The following is a 25,326-nucleotide window of genomic DNA, read 5'->3' on the forward strand; positions in this document are numbered from 1 at the left end:
TACATAATCAAATATATTTTCACGGCTTTCCCGCCATCGTAAACACCAACTCCCCACCCTTCACCACATCGTCATACGCCAGGAACGGCCGCGTGAGTTTCTGGCCATTAAGCCGCGCTTCCTTCACGTACACGTTCTTGTCACTCTGGCTTTTGACTTTGATGCGGAAGGTCTTGCCGTTTTCCAGGTTGATGGTGGCGCCGTACACGGCCGGGCTGCCGAGGGCGTACTCCGGCGAGCCGGGGGCCACGGGGTAGAAGCCCAGGGAGGAGAAGATGTACCAGGCCGACATCTGCCCGCAGTCGTCGTTGCCACCGAGGCCGTCGGGGGTAGGACGGTACATTTTGGGCAGGATCATGCGCACGCGGGCTTGGGTTTTGTAGGGCTGACTGGTCCAGTTGTAGAGGTAGGCGGCGTGGTGGGCGGGCTCGTTGCCGTGCACGTAGTTGCCGATGATGCCGTCGCGGGTGATGTCCTCGGTTTCGGCGAAGAACTCGTCGGGTAGGTGCATGGTGAACAGCGAATCCAGATGGGGCACAAACTTCTTCTCGCCACCCATTTTGGCGACGAGCCCGGCCGGGTCCTGGGGCACGTAGAGGCTGTAGTTCCAGGCGTTGCCCTCGATGAAGCCCTGGTCGTTGGTGCTCAGCACATCAAAACGCTGGCGGAACGAGCCATCGGCAAGGCGGGGGCGCATGAAGCCAATGCGCGAGTCGTATACGTTCTGCCAGTTTTGGGCGCGCTTGCTGAACTCGGCGGCAATGTCATTTTTGCCCAGTTTCTTGGCCAGCTGCGCAATGCACCAATCATCAAACGCGTATTCCAGCGTTTTCGACACCGAGGAGCCGCTTTTGTCTTCGGGCACGTAGCCCAGCTGCTCGTAGTAGCCGATGCCGTCGTAGCGCTGTTGGTGGGCGGTAGTCACGCAGGCGTCGAGGGCGCGCTGGGCTTGGTCGGCAGGCACCACGCCTTTCAGCACGGCGTCGGCAATCACGGGCACCGAGTGGTAGCCAATCATACACCAGTTCTCGTTGGCGTAGTGGCTCCAGATGGGCAGCATGTGCAGCGTGCTCTGGTCGTAGTGCGCGAGCATGGATTGCACCATGTCGGCATTGCGCTGGGGTTCCAGCAGATTAAAGAGCGGGTGCAGGGCGCGGTAAGTGTCCCAGAGCGAAAAGGTGGTGTAGTTGGTGAAGCCCTTGGCCTGGTGGATGTTCTGGTCGAGGCCGCGGTACTGGCCGTCTACGTCCATATAGGTAGTAGGGCTAAGGGCGGCGTGGTACATGGCCGTGTAGAAGTTCTCCTTGTCTACCTTCTTCGGCGACTCAATCACCACTTTGCCCAACTGCTCCTGCCACTGCGCCTGCCCCTGGCGCTTCACCGCCTCAAAGTCCCAGCCCGGAATTTCGGCCCGCAGGTTGCGCAGCGCCCCCTCGGTACTCACGCCCGACAAGGCCATTTTCACCTTGATTTTCTCGTTGGCCGTGGTCTTGAAATCGAAGTACAGGCGCAACTGCTCGCCGGCCAGTTCGGGGAAGTTGTGGGCCTGGTCGAACCTACCCCAGAAGCCGCGGTACACCTGCCGCTTGGAGTAGTTGCGGCTGCCGTAGCTCGCAAACGGCTTCGAAAACGCCATGGCGAAGTACTCCACGCGGGTGCGTGCCCAGCCGTTGGTTTGGCGGTAACCCGTTATCAGCGAGTCGTTTTCGACTCGCACAAACGTCCAGACGTTCTTATCGGGGTAGTTGTAGATGCCGGCCGTGAGGTCGAGGATGATGTGCGCCTGCTCGGACTGGGGGAAGGTGTACTGGTGCATGCCTACCCGGTTGGAGGCCGTCAGCTCGGCCAGGATGTTGTGGTCGTCGAGCTTGACGCGGTAGTAGGCGGGCTCGGCAACCTCGTTTTGGTGCGAGAACCGGGAGCGGAAGCCCTTCTCGGGCTGGTCGGCGGTACCAGGGTTGAGTTGGAGCGGGCCGGTGGTGGGCATCACCAGAAAGTCGCCCAAATCGGAGTGGCCGGTGCCGCTGAAGTGGGTATGCGAGAAACCGACGATGGTTTTATCAGCATACTGATAGCCAGCGCAGTACTCGTATACCTTGGGGTTGTACTTGCCGTTTTGCTCGTAGCTGATGGTGTCGGTATCGGGCGAGAGCTGCACCATGCCGAAGGGCACCGTGGCACCGGGGTAGGTGTGCCCCATCTTGGCCGTGCCCACCAGCGGGTGGGCGTACTGCACGAGGTTGTCGGGGGTAGCTTTCTGGGCGAAAGCGGGTAGGGAGGCGAGAAGAAGAGTGGTTAGGGTCAGGCGTTTCATCAGCTTCAGGAAGGGGCGTTGAAGCTGGGAAGTTAGGAGAAAACGTTGCGGAAAAAGACCTTTTTGCAGTATGACGCAAATATTTATTCACGAAATACAGTAGCGTAAAATATGTTATTCTATTGCAATTCAAATCTTTATGAAATAATGTTTTTATTATTTCGTAGATAAGTTGATAACTGTCACTAACCAATCATAACGCCTTATGAAAGCTACCCTTCTCCTATTTATTTGTTTAATGCCCTACACTTTGTGGGCGCAGTCTCGTGCAGCTGATAAATCTAAGCCAACTGATAAGGGTTCTGCTAAGGAAACCATTATCAGCGTGCGCACTGTCACTCCGCCAGAGCGCACTACACATCAGCGAGCCGAGAAATTACCGGCCCCAGGTGTTTATCAAAGCAAACCCCACGCGCTACGCATTCTAGTTCCAGACTCAACAAAAGACGCTCTTCCCCATGCACGCCTTTCTACTTCTGCCGCCAAGGGTCTTATTGCGCCACTGCCCAAGGAGCGTTTACAAAGAGTAAAGCCAAAGCAATAGTTCAGCCAGTTGAACTGCTGGGCTAGCGTGCATCTACAGTGCACGCTAGCCTTTCTTTTTTACTATTTAAGCCAAAAAAATATCTGATAATCACAACTGTATGTTAACTTAGTCGATTGCTACGTCCTGTTTCTCATACCCTCGCACTATGCGTAACTGTTTCTCTGGCAGCTTTTTTCTGTTGCTTTTCCTCGGCGCCACCCTACCCACCCAGGCCCAGCAGCCCCTGTTCAGCTTGCTTAGCCCCAAGGAAACCGGCATCACCTTCCAGAACGACATCAGCGAGACGGAGGCCTTGAACGTGCTGTCGTACGAGTACTTCTACAACGGCGGCGGCGTGGCCGTGGGCGATATTAACAACGACGGCCTACCCGACTTGCTGTTTACGGGCAACATGCGGCCCAACCGGCTCTACCTCAACCAGGGCAACTTCAAATTCAAGGACATCACCCGCCAGGCCTCGCCGCTGCTGGAAGGCCGCAAGGACAGCTGGAAAACCGGCGTGACCATGGCCGACGTGAACGGCGACGGCCTACTGGACCTCTACATCTGCTACTCGGGTAAGAAGGACGAAGCCACGCGCCGCAACCAGCTGTTCATCAACCAGGGCAACGCGACTTTTAAGGAGGAAGCCCAGACGTACGGCCTCGACGACCCCGGCTACAGCACCCAGGCCACTTTTTTCGACTTCGACAACGACGGCGACCTAGACATGTTTCTGCTCAACCACAGCATCAAGAAAATTGACAACATGGCCTTTGCCAGCCTGAAAGGGCAGGCCGATGTGCTGTCGAGCAACAAGCTGTTTCGCAACGACAAGGGCCATTTTACGGACGTATCCAAGGCTGCGGGTATTGTGCAGAACCCGCTCACATTCGGGCTGGGCATTGCCGTGGCCGACATCGACCAGGACGGCTGGCAGGATATCTACGTCACCAACGACTACAACGAGCCCGACTACCTCTACCACAATAACCACGACGGTACCTTCACTGACCAGTCGAAGCAGGTGCTGCGCCACCACTCCCACTTCTCGATGGGCGTGGACGTGGCCGATTTCAACAACGACGCCCGCCCCGACATCCTGACCCTGGACATGATGCCGGCCGACAACCACCGGCAGAAATCCTTGCAGTTGCAGGAGAACTACGAGTCGTTTGCCTTGATGCTGCAACAGGATTTGTACCACCAGTACATGCGCAACATGCTGCACCTCAACAACGGCGACGGCACGTTCAGCGAGATTGGGCAGCTGGCCGGCGTGTCGAATACCGATTGGAGCTGGTGCCCCCTACTGGCCGATTTCGACAACGACGGATACAAGGATATTTTCATCAGCAACGGCTACCTGCGCGACTACACCAACAAGGATTTTTTGCGCTATTGGGGTGATTACAAGATCAAAAAAGCCATGGCGCGGGAGCCGTTCTTATTGATGGACTTGGTGACGGCCATGCCCTCCACGGCCGTGCCCGACTACATTTTCCGCAACAACCACGACCTCACCTTTACCAACAAGCAAACCGACTGGGGCCTAAACCAGACCAATATGTCGAACGGCGCCGTGTACGCCGACCTCGACAATGATGGCGACTTAGAGCTGATTGTGAACACGATAAACCAGCCCGCCAGCATCTACCGCAACCGCAGCGTGGAGGATCAGCACACGGCCTACCTGGCGTTCAAGCTCACGGGCGCGGGTCAGAACACCCAGGCCGTGGGCGCCAAGGTGTATGTGTACGCCGCTGGCAACGCGCAGTATCAGGAGGTGAACCCCAACCGCGGCTACCTTTCCTGCGTGCCTACCACCCTGCATTTCGGGTTGGGTAGCAGCTCGGTAGTGGATTCGGTGCGGATTGTGTGGCCCAACCAGACCCGGCAGCTGCTGACCAAGGTGAAGGCCAACCAGTTGCTAAAGCTCACCAGCCCAGCGTCTAAGCAACTGGCAACCCGCCCGGCCCCTACCCCCAAAGTCCTGTTTCAGCCGGCCGCGCCGCTGTTTGCTTTTCAGCCCGAGGAAGTGGCGCTCAACGACTTCAAGCGCCAGCTGCTGATGCTGTTTATGTATTCCAAAACCGCCCCCGTGCTCACGCAGGCCGACGTGAACAAGGACGGCCTCGACGACCTGTTTGTGAGCGGCGCCCCCGGCGAGTTGGGCCGCCTGTACGTGCAGCAGCCAGGCGGCACCTTCCGCGAAACGGCGCTGGCGGGCGGCCCTACCCCCGCCGCGGGCACCGTGGCTGCGGCTACTTTCCTTGATGCCAACGGCGACTCCTACCCCGACCTCTACCTGGCCAAGGGCGGCTATGCGCTCTACGAAGCCGACACCCCCGATTTGCAGGACGAGCTGTACCTGAACGACGGCCACGGCCGCCTGACGCTGGCTGCCAATGCCCTACCCCCGCTGCACGGCAGCAGCAAAGGCTGCGTGCGCGCCGCCGACGTAGACGGCGACGGCGACCTGGACCTTTTCGTGGGAGGCCGCGTGATACCCGGCCAATACCCGCTAGCGCCGCCCAGCTACCTGTTGCTGAACGACGGCAAAGGCAAGTTTTCGGCAGTGGCCGACGCGCCCTTTGCCCGCGCCGGCATGGTGACGGACGCGCAGTGGGTAGACCTGAATAAAGACAAGCGCCCCGACCTGGTGCTGTGCGGGGAGATGATGCCGCTGATGGTCTGGATCAACACCCCGCAGGGCTTCCAGGACCAAACGGCCGACTACTTTGCTACCCCGCAGCAGGGCTTTTGGTTCAGCCTGCATGTGGCCGACGTGAACCAGGACGGTCAGCCCGACATTATGGCCGGCAATCTGGGGCTGAATACGCAGATCAGGGCCACGGCGCAGCAGCCGGCTGAGCTGTACTATGCTGATTTCGACAATAATGGCTCCATCGACCCCTTCCTCAACTTCTACCTCGATGGCAAGAGCTACCCCTTTGTGAGCCGCGACGAGCTCAACGAGGTTATCTACCCGATGCGGCGGCGGTTCACGTCCTACAAAGCCTACGCCGACGCCACCATGCAGGATATTTTTCCGGCCGAGGAGCTGAGCAAGGCGAAGAAGCTGGAAGCCAATGAGCTGCGTACCATGCTCTACCTCAACCAAAACGGTAAATTTGCAGCTACTCCCCTACCCACCGAGGCGCAGTTTTCGGCCGTGACCCACATCCGCAGCGGCGACTACAACCACGACGGCCACCCCGACCTGCTCCTGCTCGGCAACCACTCCGACAACCGCCTGAAGCTGGGCAGCTTCGACGCCAACTACGGCTGCCTGATGCAAGGCAACGGCAAAGGGGAATTCCGCTACGTAACCCAGCCCCAGGCCGGCCTGTGCGTGCTGGGCGATGTGAAATCGGTGAGTGAAATAACGGTGAATAAGCAGCCCTACCTGGTGGTGGGTGTGAGCAACGGCGCCGTGCAGTTTTACAAGAAGCAAAAATGAAAAAGCAGGTCCTCTTCCTGATGAGCCTGGTGCTGGGCGGCCACGCCGCGGCCTACGCAGCCGCGCCTACTCCCCCCCTGAACCCCGGCAAGGCCTTGGATGCCATCAACATGACGCTGGTACACGATGTGGTGGCCCCGCCGGTGGCAGCGCGCTACTACGCCTACAGCACGCTGGGCGCCTACATCATTGTATCGGCCCACAACAAGAGCCTGCCCGCCCCTACCCGCTTCATTACGGGCTACACCACCGATTTGCGGCTGGATACGGTGAAGGGCAAATACGACTACCAGATAGCGGCCTATTATAGCATGCTGGAAGCGGCGCGCCTGCTGCTTCCTTCCGGCGAAAACCTGGCCGCAGAGGAAGAGGAATTTGTGCGCGGCCTGGAAAAACAAGGCGTGAAGCCGGCCGTGCTGGCGCAGTCGGTGCGGGTAGGGAAGCTGGCGGCAAAAGCGGCTGTTGCCTTCTCCAAAAACGACCGCTACAACCGTCTGAGCGCCCTGAAGCGCTATACTCCCCTAAAAGCAGAAGGCGCCTGGTACCCTACCCCACCTGCTTACATGGAAGCGGTGGAGCCCAACTGGAAAACGATTCGGCCGCTGATGATAGACTCGGCCGCGCAATTCCGCCCGGCCCCGATGGTACCGTTCAGCAAGGACACGGCGTCGGCGTTTCACAAGCAGGTGCTAGCCGTGTACAACGTCTCGAAGCACCTCACCGACGAGCAGCTACAGATTGCCCAGTTCTGGGACTGCAACCCGTTTGCGGTCAATACCGCAGGGCACATGTCTATCGGCTTCAAGAAAATTAGTCCCGGCGGACACTGGATGAACATTGGGGCGCTGGTGGCGCAGCAGCAAAAGGTAGGCTTCGACCGCACGGTGCTGGTGCTAACCATGGAAGGAGTAACGTTGATGGACGCCTTTATCAGCTGCTGGGAAGCCAAGTACGCTACCAACCGCATCCGTCCCGAAACATACATCAACCGCTTCATCGACGTGAAGTGGCAGCCGATTCTGCAAACGCCGCCCTTCCCGGAGTATACCAGTGGCCACGCCGTCGTGTCCAACGCCGTGGCCGAAATGCTCACCTACCTGCTCGGTGATAACATTGCCTACCTAGACAATACCGAAATTCCCTTCGGTAGCGGCGAGCGGGCTTTCACGTCGTTCCGACAGGCAGCCGCCGAGGCTTCCGTGTCGCGTTTCTACGGCGGCATTCACTACATGGAGAGCGTCAACAACGGCAACGAGCAGGGCCGGCAAATAGGTCGCTATCTGGTAACCAAGCTCCGCAACGCCGGCGTGAAGCCGCTGGCGAGTCGGTAGACATAGGACAAAACACCGCCTGTCATTCCTCGACGCGTCTGTCATCCTGAGCTTGCGAAGGACCTTCTCACGGTAAAACGACAAGCGTAACAACGACTCGTCCTAACGTGAGAAGGTCCTTCGCAAGCTCAGGATGACAGACGCGTCGAGGAATGACAGGCGGTGTTTTATCAGCCTATAACCTCTATACCCTACCGCTTCACCGTTTCCACCAATCCCTCATCGTTGATGCGCAGCGTAGCAGTGCCCGCGGCCGTGAGGGTGGCCGTAAACTGCTCGGGCGTAGCTAATAGCACCAACTGATTGGACTTCCCGGCCACCTCTACCTGCGGCGCGATGTTCAGCTCAGCCAGCGAGGCGGCGTAGCGGCCGTTTTTTTCGCGGTACTGCTGCTGGCGGTAGTACACCAGCCACAGGTAGCGCCGGCGCAGCTCGGCGGTAGGCAGCTCGAAAGCCGGCGCCTTGGCCTGGCGCGTGAACTGCAAATAGCCCCACCGCTCGGGGTAGTGCATGTTTATCACGCCCTGCGGCGACCATACCCAGTTGTGCTCGGGCAAATCTTTGCCGGCGGCGTCCTGCTGCTTCACGTACTTACCGTTGGCCGCCCGCGTGTCCCACTCCACCCTGGAGAAGTTGATGCGCCACAGGGTACCCTCAGTGGGAGCATTAAACGGAAAGCCTATGCGCACCGCCTTCAGCGGAATGGCCATTTCCACGGTCCAGCTCCGGTCCTTATCCTTGGGTTGGTTCAGGGTGCCGTCGATAGAAATGCCAGAACGCAGCCCAGCCACGTCCCAGCTGATGAGGGCGTCGCCGTGGTTGCGGTAGGGCTTGGGTAGGAACAGGTCGAAGATCTTGTTGAGGGCGTTTACTTCCACCTCGAAGTACTGGTGCGTGTTGTCATCGGGGTCGATGAATACCTCGAAGTCATTGTCTTTGTAGATGATGTCGTCGTGGTGCGTTTGGTAGGCCCAGATGTGCGGTTCCTGCAAGGTAGCGGCAATGAACAGCGTGGAGTCGTTCCAGAGCATTTTCACCCGCGTCTGGTAGGTAGGCAGCGGCTTGGCGGCGCCTTCGATATCCACGAAATCGGTGGTCCAGGGGGCTTGCTGCCAGGCGCTTTCCCGCAGGTTGCCATCCATAGTGAGGGCCTGCGTGGTGTGCGGCACCACGTAGCCTTTGGGCGGCGTGAAGAGGTGCTCTAGCCCCTGAAAAGCCTGTTTATCCTGCGCCGAAGCTGATAAGCCCGCCCCACTGAGTAGTAGCGTTAGTAATCCTGTTGTCGTGAAGTTGAAGAATTGATGCATGCGTGCAATACTTGGTAAAACTGGTTGATCTGACTTGCAATGGCCCTTATGCACTCGCTCGGCTGTGCCGAGTGAGGCCTACGCTTGAGGGGCTCTGCCCCGAACTCGGCTACGCCGTTTGAACGACACAGTTCGGGGTAGAGCAGACGCGCGCAGCGAAGCTGCTGGAGTATAGCCCTCACTCGGCACAGCCGAGCAAGGGCGGCAACTGGCTGACCTTACTACAAAAAAAGAGGCCTTACCCTACTACTCGGGGTAAAGCCTCTTTTCTCAATTAGGTTGGAACACTATTGTGGTCTGTCCCACCATACCCGCGAGGTCAGTAGGTCGCCGCCATTCAGGCTAGCTACACCCGAGCGGTATCCAGCGGGGTTGTTGGAAATTTCAGCGGCCGGATATGGCAGACGGCGCGGAATGGTGCCGTTGGTCACGTTGCCAGGGTAGTTCACGGGCGTCAGCATCGGGTAGCCCGAACGGCGCCAGTTAAACCAGCCTTCAATGAAGTTGAAGGTAGTAGACGTTTCCAGCCAGTACTGGTTGTTGATCTGCTGATAGGCCGCCATCGTGGATGTTGTATTCAGCGGGTGGGCAGTCACGTAGGCGGTAATGGTAGCACCCGGAATAGTAGCCGCCGCGTCCATCTGCGTCAGAGATTCCATAGCGCTGCGCAGGCCGTTGGCGTAGTGCATGGCGGCCGTAGCGCCCACGTTCCAGCCGCGGGTAGCGGCTTCAGCCAGCAGCAACTCCGTTTCGGCGTAGGTCAGCAGGAAGTTAGGAGCGTTGCGCTTGATGTACACGTTCACGCGGGGGCGGGAATATTTACCCAGCGGCGCAATGTCCTCACCTGTACCAGTCGGGCCAGGGTAGTCGGTGCGCTTCCGAATGTCGAACGCTCCACCGGCCAGGTCGTAGCCATTCGGCAGACCGAGCTGCGCGGCAGGGTCAGTGTTGCCGGTCAGCCCCTGGTTGGCGTTGTTGTCAGCACCCGCCTGTGGCACCTCGGCAATAACACCCAGTCGTGGGTCGTCGTTGGTGCGCAGGTAGTCAATCAGGGTCTTGCTCCACTTCACTTCCCGGAAGTCGTCGGTGGTGAGCAGGGCGCCCGACGTCGCATTCTGTATGTCACCCTGCGAGGCGTCGGTCTGCGCAATGGCGTTGTCGTCGGTCGACGTCATCGTACCGCCAGCCACAGCCTTCTCAGTCCAGGTACGAGCCAGGGTAGGGTTCACCTTGGTCATGCGCATGGCCACGCGCACCATCAGCGAGTAGCCCAGCTTCTTCCATTTCGCCACATCGCCGCCGTACAGCAGGTCGCCGGTAGCCAGCGGGGCCGAGGCATCCAGGCTGTTGATGGCTGACTCCAGCTGCGTCAGCAACGCTGGATAAATGTTTTCCTGCTTGTCGTAAGCGGGTGCCGTAATGCCATCTGCTGCCTTCAGTGCCTCCGAGAACGGAATATCCCCATAGGTATCGGTGAGGCGCTGAAAGATCATCACCTTCATGATGTTGCTGACGGCAATGACGTTGGCAAAACGCTCGGGGCTCTGCGTGTTGGCTACTCGGATGGCCTGCTCCAAGCGGCTCAGCGCCGTGTAGCAGTTGTTAAAGGTCAGTGCCTGATAGCCCCCAAAACCACCTGCGTTGACGTACTTATCCCCGTTGCCGTAGTAGTTGAACGTGCTGGCCAGCGCCTGAATGGCGGGAGCCTGGTACAGCAGCTGCGCGTAGCCCGTATTGGCGTAGCCCAACTGGCCGTCGGTGAGTAGGTAATTGGGGTTTAGGTTGTTAGCCGACGCCGCGTTGGGATTGGTATTGACGTCGTCGAAGCGGTCCTCGGAGCAGGACGTGCTCCAGAGTGCTGCGGTGAGTGCTATAAATAGGAATGGCTTTTTCATATTCCTTTATTACTTGAATTTTACGTTGAGCGTGAAGCCGTATGTGCGGGCAAATGGCAGAGAACCGCCTTCTACCCCAGCGTACGCTACCAGCGGAGAAATTGTATTTTCCGGATCGATGTTATCCGTGCGCTTCATAATCGTGAACAAGTTACGACCTACCAACGACAGCGTCACAGCCTGGAAAGGAGTTTTTGCGAGTACAGCTTGGTTGAGGGTGTAACCCAGCGTGAGTTGGCGGAATTTAATAAAGCTACCATCAAGCACAGCCAAGGCATCCACGTTGTTGATCAGCTTGGGATAGTACACATAAGCCGGCACCACAATGTCGTTGACTTCGTTCGTTACGTTGCCGTTTGCGTCCATTTTCACCCCTTGTGCCACAACACCGGTTTCGCGGCCTTCCAGGGTGGCTTTGTTCAAACCACGCGTATAAGAATAGTATTCCGTGGCCGACAGTACTTTGTTGTTGAACTTGTAGTCGATTAGGAAAGACAGGCTGAAGTTGTGGTAGTTGAAATCGTTGTTCCAGCCGCCGAACAGGTTGGCAATGCCCGAGCCCATCGGCTTCAACTCACCCCGCACGGGTACGCCATCGGTTCCAATCACCACGTTGCCGTTGGCATCGCGCAGGAAGTCGTATGCCCGGATCTGGGCAATTGGCAGGCCTTGCACAATGGCAATGTTAGCACCGCCGTTGGCGCCTGGGCGGTAGGTACCGGTTTGCAGCGGGTTGTTAGCGCCGTTGTCAATGTCCAGTACCTCGTTTTTCAGCTTGGTGATGTTGAACGACGACGTCCAGGTGAAAGCACCCGTTTTCACCGGCGTTACAGTCAGGGCAGCTTCCACGCCGCGGTTCAGGGTAGAGCCCAGGTTCACTGATTGGCTGCTATAGCCAGTAGCCGGCGACAAGCTGGCGCCTACAATTTCGCCATCGGTTTTGCGGCGGAAGTAGGCCACATCCAAGCCAATACGATTCTGGAAGAACTTCAGCTCCGTACCTACCTCATACTCGTTGAGGCTATACGGCTTCAGGTTGGCGTTGGGCAAGCGCGAATCGAATGAGGCACGCGGAACCCCATTGATGGAGCGGTTGATATTGTAATAGAAATCCGTTTGGTAGGGCTGAGCCGGCTCGCCGCTGGTTTCGGCGTAGGAGGCACGCAGCTTGCCGTAGCTCAGCACCGAAGACTGCAGCAGGTCCGAGAAAATAAAGCTGGCCGCTACCGAAGGCGTGAAGAGGCTCCGATTGTTGCGCGGCAGGGTAGAGAACTGATCATAGCGGCCCGTCGTGCTCAGCGTTAGATACTTATAGGTAACGTCTGCTGTGTAGTAGGCCGAGAACGTTTCCAAGAGGCTGTATTGATACTCCTGACCAGGGGTACGCAGGTTGGAGGGCGAGTACAGGTAAGGAACAATAAACTGCCCGCCAAATAAACGCGTAGCTTCAAAATTGTTGCGGCGGTAGTTGGTACCCACACTGGCACTCACCGAAATATCCTGGTTCAGGTCTTTGCTGAACGACAGCAGTGCGTCGGTGTTTAGTTCCAGGCGCGAGCCCAGGGTCAGGTTTTCCAGGTTACCTTCCCCGTTGGCCGAATACAGCGTGCCGTAGGGCGCCACGTTGAAGCGTCGGTCGCTGGAGTAGTCGTAGCCTACCCGGCCTTGCAGGAACAGGTAGTCGGTGAAGGCGTAGCGAGCCGACAGGGCGCTGATGAGGCGCTTGCGCGAAAGGTCGTTTTTGAACTGGTTCACCACAAACCACGGGTTGGTGGCGTAGCTGTCGTTGTTCCAGGCCGTTTCCAGGCCGTTGTTGTCGGGGTCGTAGCCCGGCCGTAGGGTAGCCTGGTCGATGTTAGGCGCCAGGAAGATGATGTTGTTCGCGTTCAGCGGCGCGTCGCTCAACTGAGGGCGGTTGTTGTCTTTCTGGTCGATGTAGTTGGCCGTCAGGTTGAAGCTCAGCTTCTTGGTCAGGTCGTACTGGGTGTTGAAGTTCACCGTGCGGCGGGTCAGGCCGCTGTTGCGCAGAATCGACTTGGCATCCAGGTTCGATACCGACAAACGGTAGGTGCCTTTCTCACCGCCACCCGATACAGCCAGCGTGTTGGTCCAGGACGGGGCAACGCGGTAGAAGTTCTCGATGTTGTTCTTGTGCAGCGAGTAAGGGTGCTCCTGGCCGTCGATGCCGATAGTCGGCTGACCGTCCAGCCGCTCACCCCAGGCCGTGTTACCCGAGTTGATGGCTGAAGCCCGGTCGGAGGGGCGCACGCCCTGGCTGCCCTGGCCGTACACCGTCTGGAAGTCGGTGTTGTCTACTGCCTGGCTGAATTGCAAGTTGGTGTTGTACTCGATAGTGGTTTTGCCGCGGTTACCGCTTTTCGTCACAATCTGAATAACGCCGTTGGCGGCGCGGGCACCGTACAGGGCCGAAGCCGTCGAGCCTTTCAGCACCGTCATCGACTCAATGTCATCGGGGTTGATGTTGCTGATACCGTCGCCCAGGTCGGCGCCGCCCCACTCGCCAGAGCTACCGCGCACACTGTTGTCCATGGGCACACCGTTGATAACGATGAGCGGTTGCGAAGTACCCGAGAAGGATGTTACGCCGCGGATGTTGAGGCGGGCCGAGGAGCCGGGGCCGCCACTGGTGCCACCCACGTTCAGGCCCGCCACGCGGCCCTGCAGGGAGTTGGCCACGTTGGTTTCGCGGGCTACGTTCAGCTTTTCACCGTCTACCTTCGTGATGGCATAGCCAAGCTTGCGCTCGTCTTTCTTGATACCCAGGGCCGTAACCACTACCTCACCTAGCTCCTTGGTATCGTTTGCCAGGATGATATTAATGGAAGAACGGCCATTTACAGGCACCGTCTGGCTGATGTAGCCGATGTAGGAGAACACCAGCGAGGCGCCGTCTGGAGCCGTTACGGTGTAGTTGCCATCCACGTCGGAAGTGGCGCCTTGGGTGGTACCGCTTACCACCACGCTTACCCCAATCAGAGGCTCGTTACGGTTGTCGGTTATCTTGCCCGAGACTTTCGTCCCCTGCGCGTAGGCGTGGGCCTGGCACAGCAGCAAGAGTAGTACAAAGAACTGTAGAGTTTTTCTTATCATGGTGTATGGAGTGAGAGAAATGATGGAAATGAGCTACTTATGATGAAGCAGTCCGCGTCTCGGACTCAGTAAAAAGCACCAACTGCTTTCATGCTCTGCTCAACGGGCAGTACACAACAGCAGCGGAAAAGAAGTATATGGAAAGGGTGGGAAATCAGGGCGGCAGGTCTCACACAATCGGTTGCACCTTGTGGTGGATGGTGGCAACGCACGGCAGACGTACTTTTAAACACGAGTTTCAACCAAACTAAGGTAATAAGATTTTCCCGACATCTGGCAACTACTTTCTTTCAAACATACTGCTAGTGGTGAAGCAATCCAAATAGCGAATAGAAGAAATGTGTGCGTACACACGAAGTCAGAAGGTAACTTATGTACTACTTTTTATGAACAGCATGCAAAACCTGCGGCGAATCTAGGTCAAAGGTAGACGCAAAGCAAAATGTAATTTTTCCGTTATATTAACACAACACTCTCATGCCCACACCGGGTAGCAACCAGTGGGGTTTAGAGTACTCTTGCTGCTGTACCGCTAATCAGCTTACGGAGCGCCAACGGGAACCTACTATAACTGTACTTTAAGAAGCTTGTTTTAGTGGCTTAACTCAAACGTAATCATCGGTTAATTATAAAGCAAATAATATAAAATAAAAATGTGCGGGCACACGCAGAAGATAAAGCACGTATGTGTGCGCACACAAAAAAAAGTTTCTTCTCTGTAATATTGTCGTATTTTAGTCTACGATTTAGGACTTAATTTAGTAAATGTGCATTATTACGGTCCTGGTTTACTCGTAGTAGGCCGCCGCTTAATGCCCTATGCGGCTTTCATTCAATTTTCGACGCTTAGGAATTTCCCTACCTCCTCGGAAAACTGCTTCAGCCTGCGCTTTCTTCTGCCCTAGCCCGGCAGGTACCTTAGCTTCTACTCATGTAGCGTTGCAACGCTACCTCGATTTAAACGACCTTCTGGTACTGCTTATTTCCTTGCGTAATGGCACGCTTTATGGCTGCGGCCACGAAGCTACCTATTGAACCAACGCAGCTAGCCTGGGTAGGGAATAGCCACGGCAGCGCAACCTGCACGTTGCGGCCGCGCCATACGGAGCGGCCAACCACAGTTTTTTTTGCACTACAAGTATATACCAATCAGCCACTTAAGCAGCAAGTATTATTATGGGCAAGAATGCCGTACGCATCAAGGATATAGCAGCCAAAGCCAACGTTTCGGTGGGCACGGTAGACCGGGTGCTGCACAACCGCGGCCGGGTGGCCGAGGACGTGCGCCAGAAAGTGCTGCTGATGATGCAGGAGCTGGAATACGAGCCCAACATGATTGCGCGCACGCTGGGCGCCAACCGCACCTACCGGCTGGCGGCTGTGCAGCCCAGCCACACGCTGGACCCCTATTGGCAGGCCCCCTGGGAGGGAATCAACAAGGCGGCGCGGGAGTTGCAGCAGTACGGCGTGGTGCTCACGGTGTACCCCTACGATATGTCGCGGGTGGAGTCTTTCCGAGAGCAGATGGAGTTGGCCACACAGGCCCGACCCGATGGTATTGTGATTGCGCCGCTGTTCTACCGCGAGTCGCTGCCGTATTTTGAGCAGTGGCAGCACGCCCAGATTCCGTACGTGCTGTTCAACACCTACATCACCGAGATTAATCCGCTGAGCTACGTGGGGCAGGACTCTTACCAAAGCGGATTTCTGGCAGGCAAGCTCTTGCAGTTTGGGCAAACGCAGCCGGGCACCTACCTCATTGCGCACATTGCCGAGGACATTGCCAACTCCGTGCACGTGACGCAGAAAGAACAGGGCTTCCGCGACTACTTTGCGCAGCTGCCGGCCTCGCACGCCGCTGGCATCACTGTCCGCAGCATCGACCTCCCCTACCCCACCGAGCCTGCCTTCGCCGGTCGGCTTACCGGGCTGCTGGCCCAGAACCAGCCGGTACGGGGCATCTTCGTGAGTACGTCCAGGGCCTACGCCATTGCGCCCTACCTCCAGCCCTACCCCGCCGCTATCCGGCTGGTGGGCTACGATTTGCTGGAAGAAAACATCCACTATTTGCAGGAGGGCACCATTGATTTTTTGATCAACCAAAACCCTAAGGAACAGGGATATTACGGGCTGTATGCTTTGGCAGATCAGCTGGTGTTCAAAAAGGAAGTGTCTCCCCTCAAATACCTACCCCTGGATATTATTGCGAAAGAAAATCTACACTACTACGTGGAGAAATAGTTGGTTCTGACCCGCACTATCTGCTTCGATTATCGCCACTAAAAAGAAAGCCGACTACCTGAGGTAGTCGGCTTTGCGTAGCGCACAGCGAGGTGTAGACGCGTGCAGCAGGTTAGAGCAAGGTAGATCGGGTTATTGCATCACAGAGCGCGGCCGGTTTTCCGGCGCTACGCCCCAGGTAGGGCTTGGCTTCGGTCCCATTTCCAGCACCAGCGTACCGCCTTGCATCAGGTCTTGGTGGGTGATGTAGGACTTGAGGTAGGGCTGACCGTTGCGGGTCACAGACTGAATATACTTATTTGTGGCGTTATTATTCTTGGCTTCGATAGAAAGCGACTTGCCGCCGGGCAGAGCCAGTGTGGCTTGCTGCACCATGGGGCTGCCAAACACGAAGGCGCCGTTGGCCGGGTTCAGAGGATAGAAGCCCATGGCAGACAGCACGTACCACGCCGACATCTGCCCTACGTCCTCGTTGCCGATGATGCCGTCGGGCTTGGTGGTGTAGAACTGATCCATGATGAAGCGCACCTTGTCGGCGGTTTTCCAGGGCTGGCCCACGTAGCTGTAGAGGTAGGTGATGTGGTGGCCGGGCTCGTTGCCGTGGGCGTACATGCCAATCAGTCCCGAAATGTCGGGTGAGGCTTCTTCTCCCATGTTGCCCTGCACCGTGAACAGCGAATCGAGTTTCTGTGAGAAGCGCTTCTCGCCGCCCAGCAGGCCAATCAGGCCTTCCACGTCTTGGGGTACCAACCACGTGTACTGCCACGCATTGCCCTCTGTAAAGTCGCTCTTCATGTGCACCGACTGGAAGGGGCTGAACGGCGTGCGCCACTCGGTTTTGGATACGCGACCCCGCATGAAGCCCACGCTTTTGTCGAAATAGTTCTGGTAGTTTTTGGCGCGCTTGCTGAAGTAGGCGTAGTCGTCCTGCTTACCCATTTTCTTGGCCATCTGGGCAATGCACCAGTCGTCCACGGCGTATTCCAGGCCTTTCGATACGTTTTCTACCTCACTGTTGGCCGGGATGAAGCCCAGCTCCTTCACCGCTTTCAGGCCGCTTTCGTCGCGCATGGCGGTGGTTTTGATAGCCTCGTAGGCCAGGTTGGCATCGAAGCCGTTGAAGCCTTTGAGGTATGCATCGACCACCACCGGCACGGCGCTGTAGCCTACCATGGTGTTGGTTTCGTTGGCCATCAGGTGCCACACCGGCAGCTTGCCCTGCTGCTGGTAGATGGCCAGCATGGTGTTCACCATGTCGTTCACCCGGTTGGTTTGCAAGAGGGTAAACAAGGGGTGCGCCGCCCGGTAGGTGTCCCAGAGCGAGAAGGTGGTGAGGTTGGTGAAAGGCGCGTTTTTGTGCACCTGCTTGTCGGTGCCCCAATAGTCGCCGTTGTGGTCGTTGAAGGTCGACGGAGCAATCATGGTGTGGTAGAGCGCCGTGTAGAAAACCTTCTGCTGGTCCGGGTTTTCGGTTTTGATCTGCACCTTGCCCAGCTCCTGGTTCCAGGCGGCATCGGCGGCAGCCACGGTTTTCTGGAAATTCCAGCCGGGAATTTCGGCCCGAATATTCGCCAGCGCATTTTCGCTGCTCACGGGCGAAATACCCACTTTCAGCTTCACCTGCTCGCCGGCCTTCGTGGCAAACGTGACGATGCCCTTCAGGCGGATGCCCTTATTCGCTGGCACGGTGTTACCCAGCGAGTCTACTACCTGCACGCTGTTGAACTCCTGGATGGGTTTCGAGAGAACCGCCGCAAAATGCAGGCGCTGGTCGCGGGCCCAGCCCCTGGAGAAGCGGTAGCCTACTAGAGTGCTGTCGTTGAGCTTTTCTATATGCGTATCGGTGGCCTGGTCCCAGCCGATGCCCTGCTGCAAGTCGATGATCAGGTGTGCGTTTTTCGACTGCGGGAAGGTGTACTGATGAAAGCCTACCCGCTCGGAGGCGGTCAGCTCGGCCCGGATGCCGTAGCGCTTCAGCTGCACGGCGTAGTAGCCGGGGCGGGCAGTTTCGTCCTCGTGCGAAAACAGCGACACATAGCTGTTTTTCATATTTTTCACCGAGCCCCGCATCACCTTTACTTCGCCCGTAGTCGGCATCACCGCCACGTCGCCCAGGTCGCCGATACCGGTGCCACTGAGGTGGGTGTGCGAAAAGCCGATGATGGTGGAGTCGGAATAATGGTAGCCCGAGCACCAGTCCCAGCCCTCGGAAATGTTAACCGGCCCCAGCTGTACCGCGCCAAACGGCACGTTGGCCCCCATGAACACGTGCCCGTGGAAGCCCGTGCCAATGTAGGGGTCGACGAACCGGGTGAGGCCCGTGGGGGCCGGAATGAGAGCGGCAGGAGCGGTGGAGCCGCCGGCTACCTTGGCCGTGCCGGAGCAGGCGCTAAGCAAAGTAGCGCTGCCAGCCAGCGCCACAATAGACCAGACAGAGCGGGTGGGTTGTATTTTCATTAAACTATTTCGTTAGACTTTATTGCTTGTTGAGTGAACGTCATTTCGACCAGCGGGAGAAATCTCGCTTGGTAGTAATTTCTATCTAGCGTCAGCACGAGATATTTCTCCCGCTGGTCGAAATGACGTTCTGTTGGTCGCGAAGCAGAGCTTCGCGTTACTACTTAGTGTTTCAGCCAGCTGGCCGGTATTTCCCGCGGCTCGCTGCCGTCTTTGCTGTACTTGAGCAGCAACGTGTAGCCGCCTCCACCCTCTACAAAATCCAGCGCGATTGGGTGCAATCCTTTCGCCAACGCTACCTGCCCGGTTTTCTCGATGGCCGAGTGTAGGCCGTCGTTGTCGACCACCATGCGGTCGGCCAGGCGTAGGGTGCCGCCGTCGTCGCAGGTGAGGTAGAAGGTGTAGATGCCGGTTTCCGGCACGTCGAGGTAGCCCCGGAACTGTACCCCGAACTGGTCGGCCTCGGCTTGCTTGGGCACCTGCACGCTGGTTACGGTGGTGCTGCCGTTGGCCTTGGCCTCCTGCATCAGCGCCGATTTTTTGAAGTAGCCCGTAAAGTACGTGGCCGTGAGGCCCGGCGCCGGAGACTTCGCCGACACAGGCGCGGCGTAGGGCTGCTGCTTGTACCTGATGGTATAGGTGTCACCCCGCAGCCCTTCCGGCGTGAAAGCCACCAACTTCACCGTGGTGGGCTCTGTGATGGGTAGGGCGGCCGGCAGCACCGGTGAAGTGGGCGTGGGCGTGCTGCCGTCGGTAGTGTAGCGCAGAATCAGATTGTCGAGTGGCTTCTCGACCTGCAACGACGTTTTGTCGGTGAAGACGCTTTCCTCGGAGAAGCCTGCTAGGTCGGGCACGCGGTAGTGCACGTTCAGCTGGGCCAGGCGGGGGTAGTGCTGCCGGAGCCGGCTGAGGTAGGAGGCGTACTGGGTCTTATTGGTCCAGACCACCTCGGCCAAGGCCGTCATGCGGGGCATCACCATGTAGTCGGCGCGGTTTTCGGAGGGCACTTGTTCGGTCCAGAGGTTGGCTTGGGCGCCTAGAATGGCCTTTTGGGCCGTAGCGGGGTCGAGGTCAGCGGGCACCACGTCGAAGTTGTACACTTTCTCCACCGAATTCTTGTCTGGTAGGTTGTCGAAGTAGAGCGTACTCACCGGCGTCATAATGAGCGGATTGCCGTTGCGGATGGCTTTGGCGGGGGCGTCTTTCACCCAGCTGCGCCAGTACATGACGGTGGCCGAGGCGTCGATACCACCTTCCAGCATGTCGTCCCAGCCAATCATTTTCTTGCCCTTGCTCTGTAAAAACCGCTCAACGCGCCGCACAAAATAGCTTTGCAGCCCGTTCACGTCTTTGATGCCTTCCTTCTGCATCAGCTCGGTGCAGGCCGTCGTGCTCCAGCTGGTTTTGTCTACCTCGTCGGCGCCGATGTGCACGTAGGGGCTCGGAAACAGGGCCGCTACCTCCGTCAGCACGTTTTCCACGAACTCGTAGGTGGTCTCGTTGCAGGGGCAGATAGGGGTAGAAAACAGCTTGCCCCAGTCGTTTTTACCATTGCAGGTCAGGAAGGGGTAGGCCCGGATGGCGGCCATCATGTGGCCAGGCATGTCAATTTCGGGAATCACCTCGATGTGGCGGGCCGCGGCGTAGGAAATGATGCCACGCATGTCGTCCTGGGTATAGAAGCCACCGTACTCCGTTTGACCGTTGCGCTGGCGCAGGTGCTTGGGCTCTAGGGCAAAGTCGGGGTTATCCTTCGACTTTTTAATACACGCCGAATCCTGGTTGTTGAAGGTGCGCCACGCGCCTACTTCTGTCAGCTTAGGGTACTTCTTGATTTCCAGGCGCCAGCCTTGGTCGTCGGTGAGGTGCAGGTGCAGCTTGTTGAACTTGTAGAGCGCCAGCAGGTCCATGTACTTCTTCAGGTAGGCCACGTCGAAAAAGTGCCGCGACACATCCAGGTGCATGCCGCGCCAGCTATAAGCCGGCTGGTCCTGGATCTGCACGGCTGGCAGCGTCAACGGGACGCTTTTCCCCGCCTTTTCCACGGTAGGCGGCAGCAGCTGCCGCACCGTTTGCACCGCCCGAAACATACCCGCCGGCTCCTTCGCCGCCAGCGTCACCTGCTGCGGCGTGATGGTCAGCTTGTAGCCCTCCGGCGCCGTAATCGACGCATCGTAGCGTAACTCAATGCCGTTGGCGGCAGGTTTCTTCGCGGTTTTCAGCGACGCCCCTACCCCGTTACGCAGCAAGTTTTGCAACTGCTCGGCCTCCTGCGCAAAACGCTTGCTGTCTTTGGGTAGGGCCAGCTGGGTGTTCTTGGTGATGGTGAACGTACCCGTCGCCGGCGTCAGGGAAGCTGGGTAGGGAATCAGCGGATAGCGCTCGGGAGCCGTTTGAGCGGTAGCTGCGAGCGGAAGCAGAAGGAATAGGAGATACCAGAATCTTGTCATGCGCTATGTTAGGTCGTGCAATGGTTCACCCCACCCCCCGGCCCCCTCCCCTCCGGGAGAGGGGGAGCCACGGCGGCGCGGGCGTAGGCGTATGTTGCAAATCGTCAGGCTCCCCCTCTCCCGGAGGGGAGGGGGCCGGGGGGTGGGGTGAACCTACTGCGCCACCGGCACCACCTGCTTCACCACATTCCACCCTTCCACCGTCACCACCGGCGTGCCTACTTCCGCGCCGGGCGTGTAGTCCAGCGTGATGGTCTGCCGCCCGCCGGGCAGCACCGACACGTAGTTGTCGGTGTAGAAGGTAGGCAGCACACGCTTCTGGGTCTGCTGGTTCACCAGCGACACGCGGTTGAAGAAGGCCACGGGCTGGTTGGCGGAATTCGTCAGGGTCACTTCCACTTTGCCAGGCGCAGTTTGGCGGGCCTGCACGCCCAGGGGCGCTTTATTCATGGTTTGCAGGCCCGAGTATTGCCCTTTGGCGTCGGGTATCCAGTAGAAGTTCTGGCTCACGGGCTGCTTGTTCAGGTCTAGCAGTTGCAGGTTCAGAAACGTGCCTTTCTCCTTGGCCAGCTTGCGCATGGCGCCGGCAATGGGCAGGTATTTTTTGGCCTGCGAGGGGTTGATTTCCACGATTACCTGCGTCATACTGGTTTTCTTGCCAGCCATGTCGTAGGCATCTACCACCAGCATCAGGTCGCGCTTGGTTTCGAAGGTGTTATTCACCAGCACCACGGCGCTATCCACGGGATTGTACATCACGTGCAGCGGCTCGCTGCCGGTGCGCAGGCCGTAGAGGCAGGCGTTGGGGTCGAGGTAGTAGTCGTACATCTGGCCGCGCAGGGCGGTCCAGGGGTTTTGGGTTTTCCAGATGATGCTGCCCGTGTACCACTCCCACATGTGCGAGCTGAAGCCCTCCATCAGGGCGCGGTATTGGTCGTAGTTCACCAGCTGGGCTTTCAGGCCGAAGTCGCGCACGTTTTTGGGCGCGCCGTAGGGTAGCAGGTGGTCTTCGTAGCCGATGTAGAGGTGGTATTGCCACACCGAATCCACGGCCTCCGTGGGCCGTTTATCGGCGCCCAGGTAGCGCGGGGGCACCATATTCGCGGGCGGCACAAACCGCGCCAGCGACTCCTCATCGCCTACCCCCACCGAGCCCACTTCCGAGTTGAAGGGGTAGGTGCGGTGCGCCCAGAAGCTGCGCAGGTTCTGAATGCCGTAGGGTCCGTCGCCGTTGCCGCCCTGGTTGTTGTACGACATGCTATCCGAGTTGGAGTAGGGCACAAACCAACGCGTGCCGTCCAGCCGGGGCAGAATCGAATCCTGCAAGGCCGTGAGGATGTCTTTGGGCGGGGTGATTTCGTTGCCGCCGCACCAAATAGCCAGCGAGGCGTGGTTGCGCACCATTTTCACCTGGTCGGCCGCGGAGTTGATGAACAAGCGGTGGTCGTTGGGGTACTGGCGGCGGGTCCACTGGTCCTCCAGCTTCATGGGGTCCACCCAGCGGCCGTTGGCATCGCCCGACATCCAGAAGTCCTGCATCACCAGCATCCCGTACTTGTCGCAGGCCTGGTAGAACTCGGGGCGCTCCACCAGCGCGCCGCCCCACACCCGAATCAGGTTCAGGTTCATGTCGCGGTGGAAGCGGATTTCGGCGTCGTAGCGGGCATCCGTGAAGCGCAGCATGGCGTCGGAAATAATCCAGTTGCCGCCCTTGATGAAGATTTTTTGCCCGTTGAGGTGCACCTCCATGCTCTGCGTCGTGGTGTTCCACTCCCGCTGAATCTCGCGCACGCCTACCGATACCGTTTCCTCATCCGACACGGTTTTGCCCTTCACCAGGAATTGCAGCTTCGACTCGTAGAGCGGCTGTTCGCCGTAGCCGTTGGGCCACCACAGCTTGGGGTTGGGTAGGCTGAGGTCCTTCAGGCTCACCTGCTGGGTAGAGCGCGCCGGCACGGTCACTTTCTGCTCCACCGTGCGGCCATCAATCGTGTAGCGCAGCACGCCCGCCACGGCTTTGGCGGTGGGGTTGTCCAGCTCGGCCGATACCTGCACGGTGGCCGGCGCCTGCGGACCGGTAGGCTTGCGCTTGCCCGGCACGCGGGTGATGATGTGTGGGTTCTTGACGTTGATCTGCTGGGTTTTCTCAATCGTCACCTTGTCCCAGATACCGGTGTTTCGGTCGCGGATGGGCTGAATCCAGTCCCAGCCGGCGGTGTACTGCGTGGTATTGTTGCGGGCAATGGTGCCGTCGCCGCCCTGGCCGCCGTTGGGGTTGCCCACAGGGTCGGGTGGGTAGACGATGACGGCCAGGCGGTTTTTGCCGTCCTTGGCCAGGTAGGACGTGATGTTGTAGGTCTGGCGCAGAAACATGCCGTGGTGGGTCTGCACGTTCAGCTTTTGGCCGTTCAGGTACACGTCGCAGCTGTAGTTCACGCCGCGTAGGTGCAGCCAAGCCTGCTCATCACCCGTAACTTTTTCGGTGAAGTCCTTGGTAAACCAGTAGGTGTAGTAGTCGCGGCCTGTGCGGTAGATGTCGGGTATCTGCTTATTATTCATCCCGTAAAACGGGTCGGGCACTTGCTTGTTGGCCAGTTGGGTAGTGAGTACCGTGCCCGGCACCACGGCCGGCTGCCATCCGCTAAGCGCGTAGGTAGGCTGCGAAAGCGCGGCGCCGTCTACGCTCACTTTGCTTTTGGGCGTGGCCTGCCAGCCGGTGTTCAGCTCGTAGCGCTGCTGCGCCAGCAGCGGAGTAGCGAGAAGGAGAAGCGGGAGTAAGAGTTTGTGTGGTGACATTCGGAGTATTGTGTGCAGTTAACTAGTAGCTGCTGGCTTTTATCTTATTTCTATTGCCATTAAGGCTGGGCTATTTGAGTTAACTGCTGGACGGTGTAGAGACGCAACCTCTTTAGTTAACTCAAACTGCCTAAGCACGCCGCACTTTGTGCCCAGCCAGGCCGTAATACAGAATGAACAGGTAGCAGGGAATCACCAGCCAGTAGGCCTGCTGGGGGCTGAAGGCATCGGCCAGGGAGCCGTAGATGGGGGGTAGCACGGCGCCGCCGGCAATGGCCATAATCAGGAAAGACGAGCCGATTTTAGTGAAGCGCCCCAGTCCTTCAATAGCGAGCGGCCAGATAGCCGGGAAGATCAGCGAGTTGGCCAGCCCGAGCAGGGAAATGAACAGTACCGACGTGATGCCGCTGGTGCTCAGCGCCGCCAGGGCAAACGCTACCCCGGCCACCGCGAAAATTTGCAGCGCCCTTTCCTGCGACAAAAACTTCGGAATGGCCACTACCCCGATGAGGTAGCCCACCGTCATGGCCACCATGGTGCAGGTGGTGAAGAACTTCGCCGTTGACAGCGCAATGCCCTGCGCCGCGCCGTAGCTGATGATGGTGTCGCCAGCAATTACCTCCACGCCCACGTAGAAAAACATGGCCAGTGCCCCCAGCAGCAGATGTGGAAATTGCAAAACGCTGGTTTTGTTGGTGTTGGCAGCGGCCACGGTTTCGTCTTCGTGGTCGGTGTCGATTTCGGGAAGGGAGGAGAAGTAGATCAGCACGGCCAGCACCACCAGCACGGCCGTCATCAGCAGATAGGGCGTAATAACGCGGGTCGCCAGCGTGTCCAGCTCGGCGGTTTTGGCGGCCACGTCCATCGTTTTGAGGCGCGCTACCAAGGCGTCGGCGTCCTTGAGGGCCACGGCGCCCAGGGCCACGGGGGCCAGCGCGCCGGCAATTTTGTTGCAGATGCCCATCACGCTGATACGCTTGGCGGCGCTTTCGCGCGGCCCCAGGATGGTGATATAGGGATTGGCCGCCGTTTGCAGCACCGCCAGGCCCGTGCCCTGCACAAACAAGCCAAACAAAAACAGCCCGTATGTGCGCGTGAGGGCCGCCGGAATGAAAATCAACGCCCCCACGGCCATCACCAGCAACCCCACCGACATACCGTTCTTGAAGCCCGTCGCCTTCAGCACCCACGCCGACGGTATGGCCATCACGAGGTAGGAAATGTAGAACGCAAATGCCACCAGGTAGGCCTCAAAGTTGTTCAGCTCGCAGGCAATGCGCAGGTAGGGAATCAGCACCGAGTTCAGCCACGTCACGAAGCCGAAAATGAAGAACAGCGCCCCAATGATGACAATGGACTTGGTTTGCTGCGTGGTGGCCGTGGGCACGGCCGCCGGAGACGTGGTAGCTGCTTTTGTCATACTATACGGGTTGAA

The 25,326-nt window shown here is 58.3% G+C and carries 12 protein-coding genes; 4 read left to right on the forward strand and 8 right to left on the reverse strand.

Annotation, left to right across the window (positions count from 1 at the left end; all coding sequences use genetic code 11):
* Positions 1-19 precede the first annotated feature (19 nt).
* Positions 20-2,314 (reverse strand): GH92 family glycosyl hydrolase, encoded by a 2,295-nt coding sequence (locus H8B15_RS16950; protein ID WP_187320840.1) that lies wholly within the window; start codon positions 2,312-2,314, stop codon positions 20-22.
* Between the two features lie 205 nt (positions 2,315-2,519).
* On the opposite strand from H8B15_RS16950, the gene H8B15_RS16955 reads away from it, so the two are divergent.
* The 3 genes from H8B15_RS16955 to H8B15_RS16965 all read left to right on the forward strand — a co-directional run bounded on the left by H8B15_RS16955 (position 2,520) and on the right by H8B15_RS16965 (position 7,634).
* Positions 2,520-2,858 carry a hypothetical protein gene (locus H8B15_RS16955; RefSeq protein WP_187320841.1) on the forward strand — a complete coding sequence of 113 codons (339 nt, stop codon included), beginning with the start codon at positions 2,520-2,522 and terminating at the stop codon, positions 2,856-2,858.
* 148 nt (positions 2,859-3,006) lie between these two features.
* Positions 3,007-6,303, forward strand: a complete 3,297-nt coding sequence (locus H8B15_RS16960) for a VCBS repeat-containing protein (protein ID WP_187320842.1) — start codon at positions 3,007-3,009, stop codon at positions 6,301-6,303.
* Positions 6,300-7,634, forward strand: coding sequence for a vanadium-dependent haloperoxidase (locus H8B15_RS16965; RefSeq protein WP_187320843.1), 1,335 nt, complete (start codon positions 6,300-6,302; stop codon positions 7,632-7,634). The genes H8B15_RS16960 and H8B15_RS16965 overlap by 4 nt, the downstream gene beginning before the upstream one ends.
* A 191-nt stretch (positions 7,635-7,825) precedes the next feature.
* On the opposite strand, the gene H8B15_RS16970 is transcribed toward H8B15_RS16965, so the two are convergent.
* The 3 genes from H8B15_RS16970 to H8B15_RS16980 form a co-directional block, all read right to left on the reverse strand.
* Positions 7,826-8,941: a carbohydrate-binding family 9-like protein gene (locus tag H8B15_RS16970; protein WP_187320844.1), complete on the reverse strand. Its 1,116-nt coding sequence runs from the start codon at positions 8,939-8,941 to the stop codon at positions 7,826-7,828.
* Positions 8,942-9,228: 287 nt separating this feature from the next.
* Positions 9,229-10,836, reverse strand: a complete 1,608-nt coding sequence (locus H8B15_RS16975; protein ID WP_187320845.1) for a SusD/RagB family nutrient-binding outer membrane lipoprotein — start codon at positions 10,834-10,836, stop codon at positions 9,229-9,231.
* Between the two features lie 9 nt (positions 10,837-10,845).
* Positions 10,846-13,947 (reverse strand): SusC/RagA family TonB-linked outer membrane protein, encoded by a 3,102-nt coding sequence (locus tag H8B15_RS16980; protein ID WP_187320846.1) that lies wholly within the window; start codon positions 13,945-13,947, stop codon positions 10,846-10,848.
* A gap of 1,176 nt (positions 13,948-15,123) precedes the next feature.
* Here H8B15_RS16980 and H8B15_RS16985 point away from each other — a divergent pair.
* A complete protein-coding gene (locus H8B15_RS16985; protein ID WP_187320847.1) occupies positions 15,124-16,188 on the forward strand; it encodes a LacI family DNA-binding transcriptional regulator in 1,065 nt (354 codons plus the stop codon).
* A gap of 132 nt (positions 16,189-16,320) precedes the next feature.
* Here the strand turns inward: H8B15_RS16985 and H8B15_RS16990 are convergent, their stop codons facing one another.
* The 4 genes from H8B15_RS16990 to H8B15_RS17005 all read right to left on the reverse strand — a co-directional run bounded on the left by H8B15_RS16990 (position 16,321) and on the right by H8B15_RS17005 (position 25,311).
* The gene (locus H8B15_RS16990) at positions 16,321-18,645 is read right to left on the reverse strand and encodes a GH92 family glycosyl hydrolase (protein WP_187320848.1); all 2,325 of its coding nucleotides are present in this window, start codon (positions 18,643-18,645) and stop codon (positions 16,321-16,323) included.
* A 164-nt stretch (positions 18,646-18,809) separates the two neighbouring features.
* On the reverse strand, positions 18,810-21,095 hold the full coding sequence (locus tag H8B15_RS16995) for a family 20 glycosylhydrolase (RefSeq protein WP_187320849.1): 2,286 nt from the start codon (positions 21,093-21,095) through the stop codon (positions 18,810-18,812).
* 153 nt (positions 21,096-21,248) lie between these two features.
* Entirely contained in the window at positions 21,249-23,891 is a 2,643-nt protein-coding gene (locus H8B15_RS17000) for a glycoside hydrolase family 2 protein (protein ID WP_187320850.1), read from the reverse strand.
* 130 nt (positions 23,892-24,021) lie between these two features.
* Complete coding sequence (locus tag H8B15_RS17005) at positions 24,022-25,311, reverse strand: sugar MFS transporter (RefSeq protein WP_187320851.1); 1,290 nt, start codon at positions 25,309-25,311, stop codon at positions 24,022-24,024.
* Positions 25,312-25,326 lie beyond the last annotated feature (15 nt).

Source organism: Hymenobacter citatus (assembly GCF_014333615.1).
In the GTDB taxonomy this organism is placed as follows: domain Bacteria; phylum Bacteroidota; class Bacteroidia; order Cytophagales; family Hymenobacteraceae; genus Hymenobacter; species Hymenobacter citatus.

What these genes read in the sequence shown, in the direction of transcription:
- H8B15_RS16960 (WP_187320842.1), top strand. Translation starts at nt 3,007, where the DNA reads ATGCGTAACTGTTTCTCTGGCAGCTTTTTTCTGTTGCTTTTCCTCGGC.
- H8B15_RS17000 (WP_187320850.1), bottom strand. Translation starts at nt 23,891, where the DNA reads ATGTCACCACACAAACTCTTACTCCCGCTTCTCCTTCTCGCTACTCCG.
- H8B15_RS16980 (WP_187320846.1), bottom strand. Translation starts at nt 13,947, where the DNA reads ATGATAAGAAAAACTCTACAGTTCTTTGTACTACTCTTGCTGCTGTGC.
- H8B15_RS16990 (WP_187320848.1), bottom strand. Translation starts at nt 18,645, where the DNA reads ATGAAAATACAACCCACCCGCTCTGTCTGGTCTATTGTGGCGCTGGCT.
- H8B15_RS16985 (WP_187320847.1), top strand. Translation starts at nt 15,124, where the DNA reads ATGGGCAAGAATGCCGTACGCATCAAGGATATAGCAGCCAAAGCCAAC.
- H8B15_RS16995 (WP_187320849.1), bottom strand. Translation starts at nt 21,095, where the DNA reads ATGACAAGATTCTGGTATCTCCTATTCCTTCTGCTTCCGCTCGCAGCT.
- H8B15_RS16975 (WP_187320845.1), bottom strand. Translation starts at nt 10,836, where the DNA reads ATGAAAAAGCCATTCCTATTTATAGCACTCACCGCAGCACTCTGGAGC.
- H8B15_RS16970 (WP_187320844.1), bottom strand. Translation starts at nt 8,941, where the DNA reads ATGCATCAATTCTTCAACTTCACGACAACAGGATTACTAACGCTACTA.
- H8B15_RS16965 (WP_187320843.1), top strand. Translation starts at nt 6,300, where the DNA reads ATGAAAAAGCAGGTCCTCTTCCTGATGAGCCTGGTGCTGGGCGGCCAC.
- H8B15_RS16950 (WP_187320840.1), bottom strand. Translation starts at nt 2,314, where the DNA reads ATGAAACGCCTGACCCTAACCACTCTTCTTCTCGCCTCCCTACCCGCT.
- H8B15_RS16955 (WP_187320841.1), top strand. Translation starts at nt 2,520, where the DNA reads ATGAAAGCTACCCTTCTCCTATTTATTTGTTTAATGCCCTACACTTTG.
- H8B15_RS17005 (WP_187320851.1), bottom strand. Translation starts at nt 25,311, where the DNA reads ATGACAAAAGCAGCTACCACGTCTCCGGCGGCCGTGCCCACGGCCACC.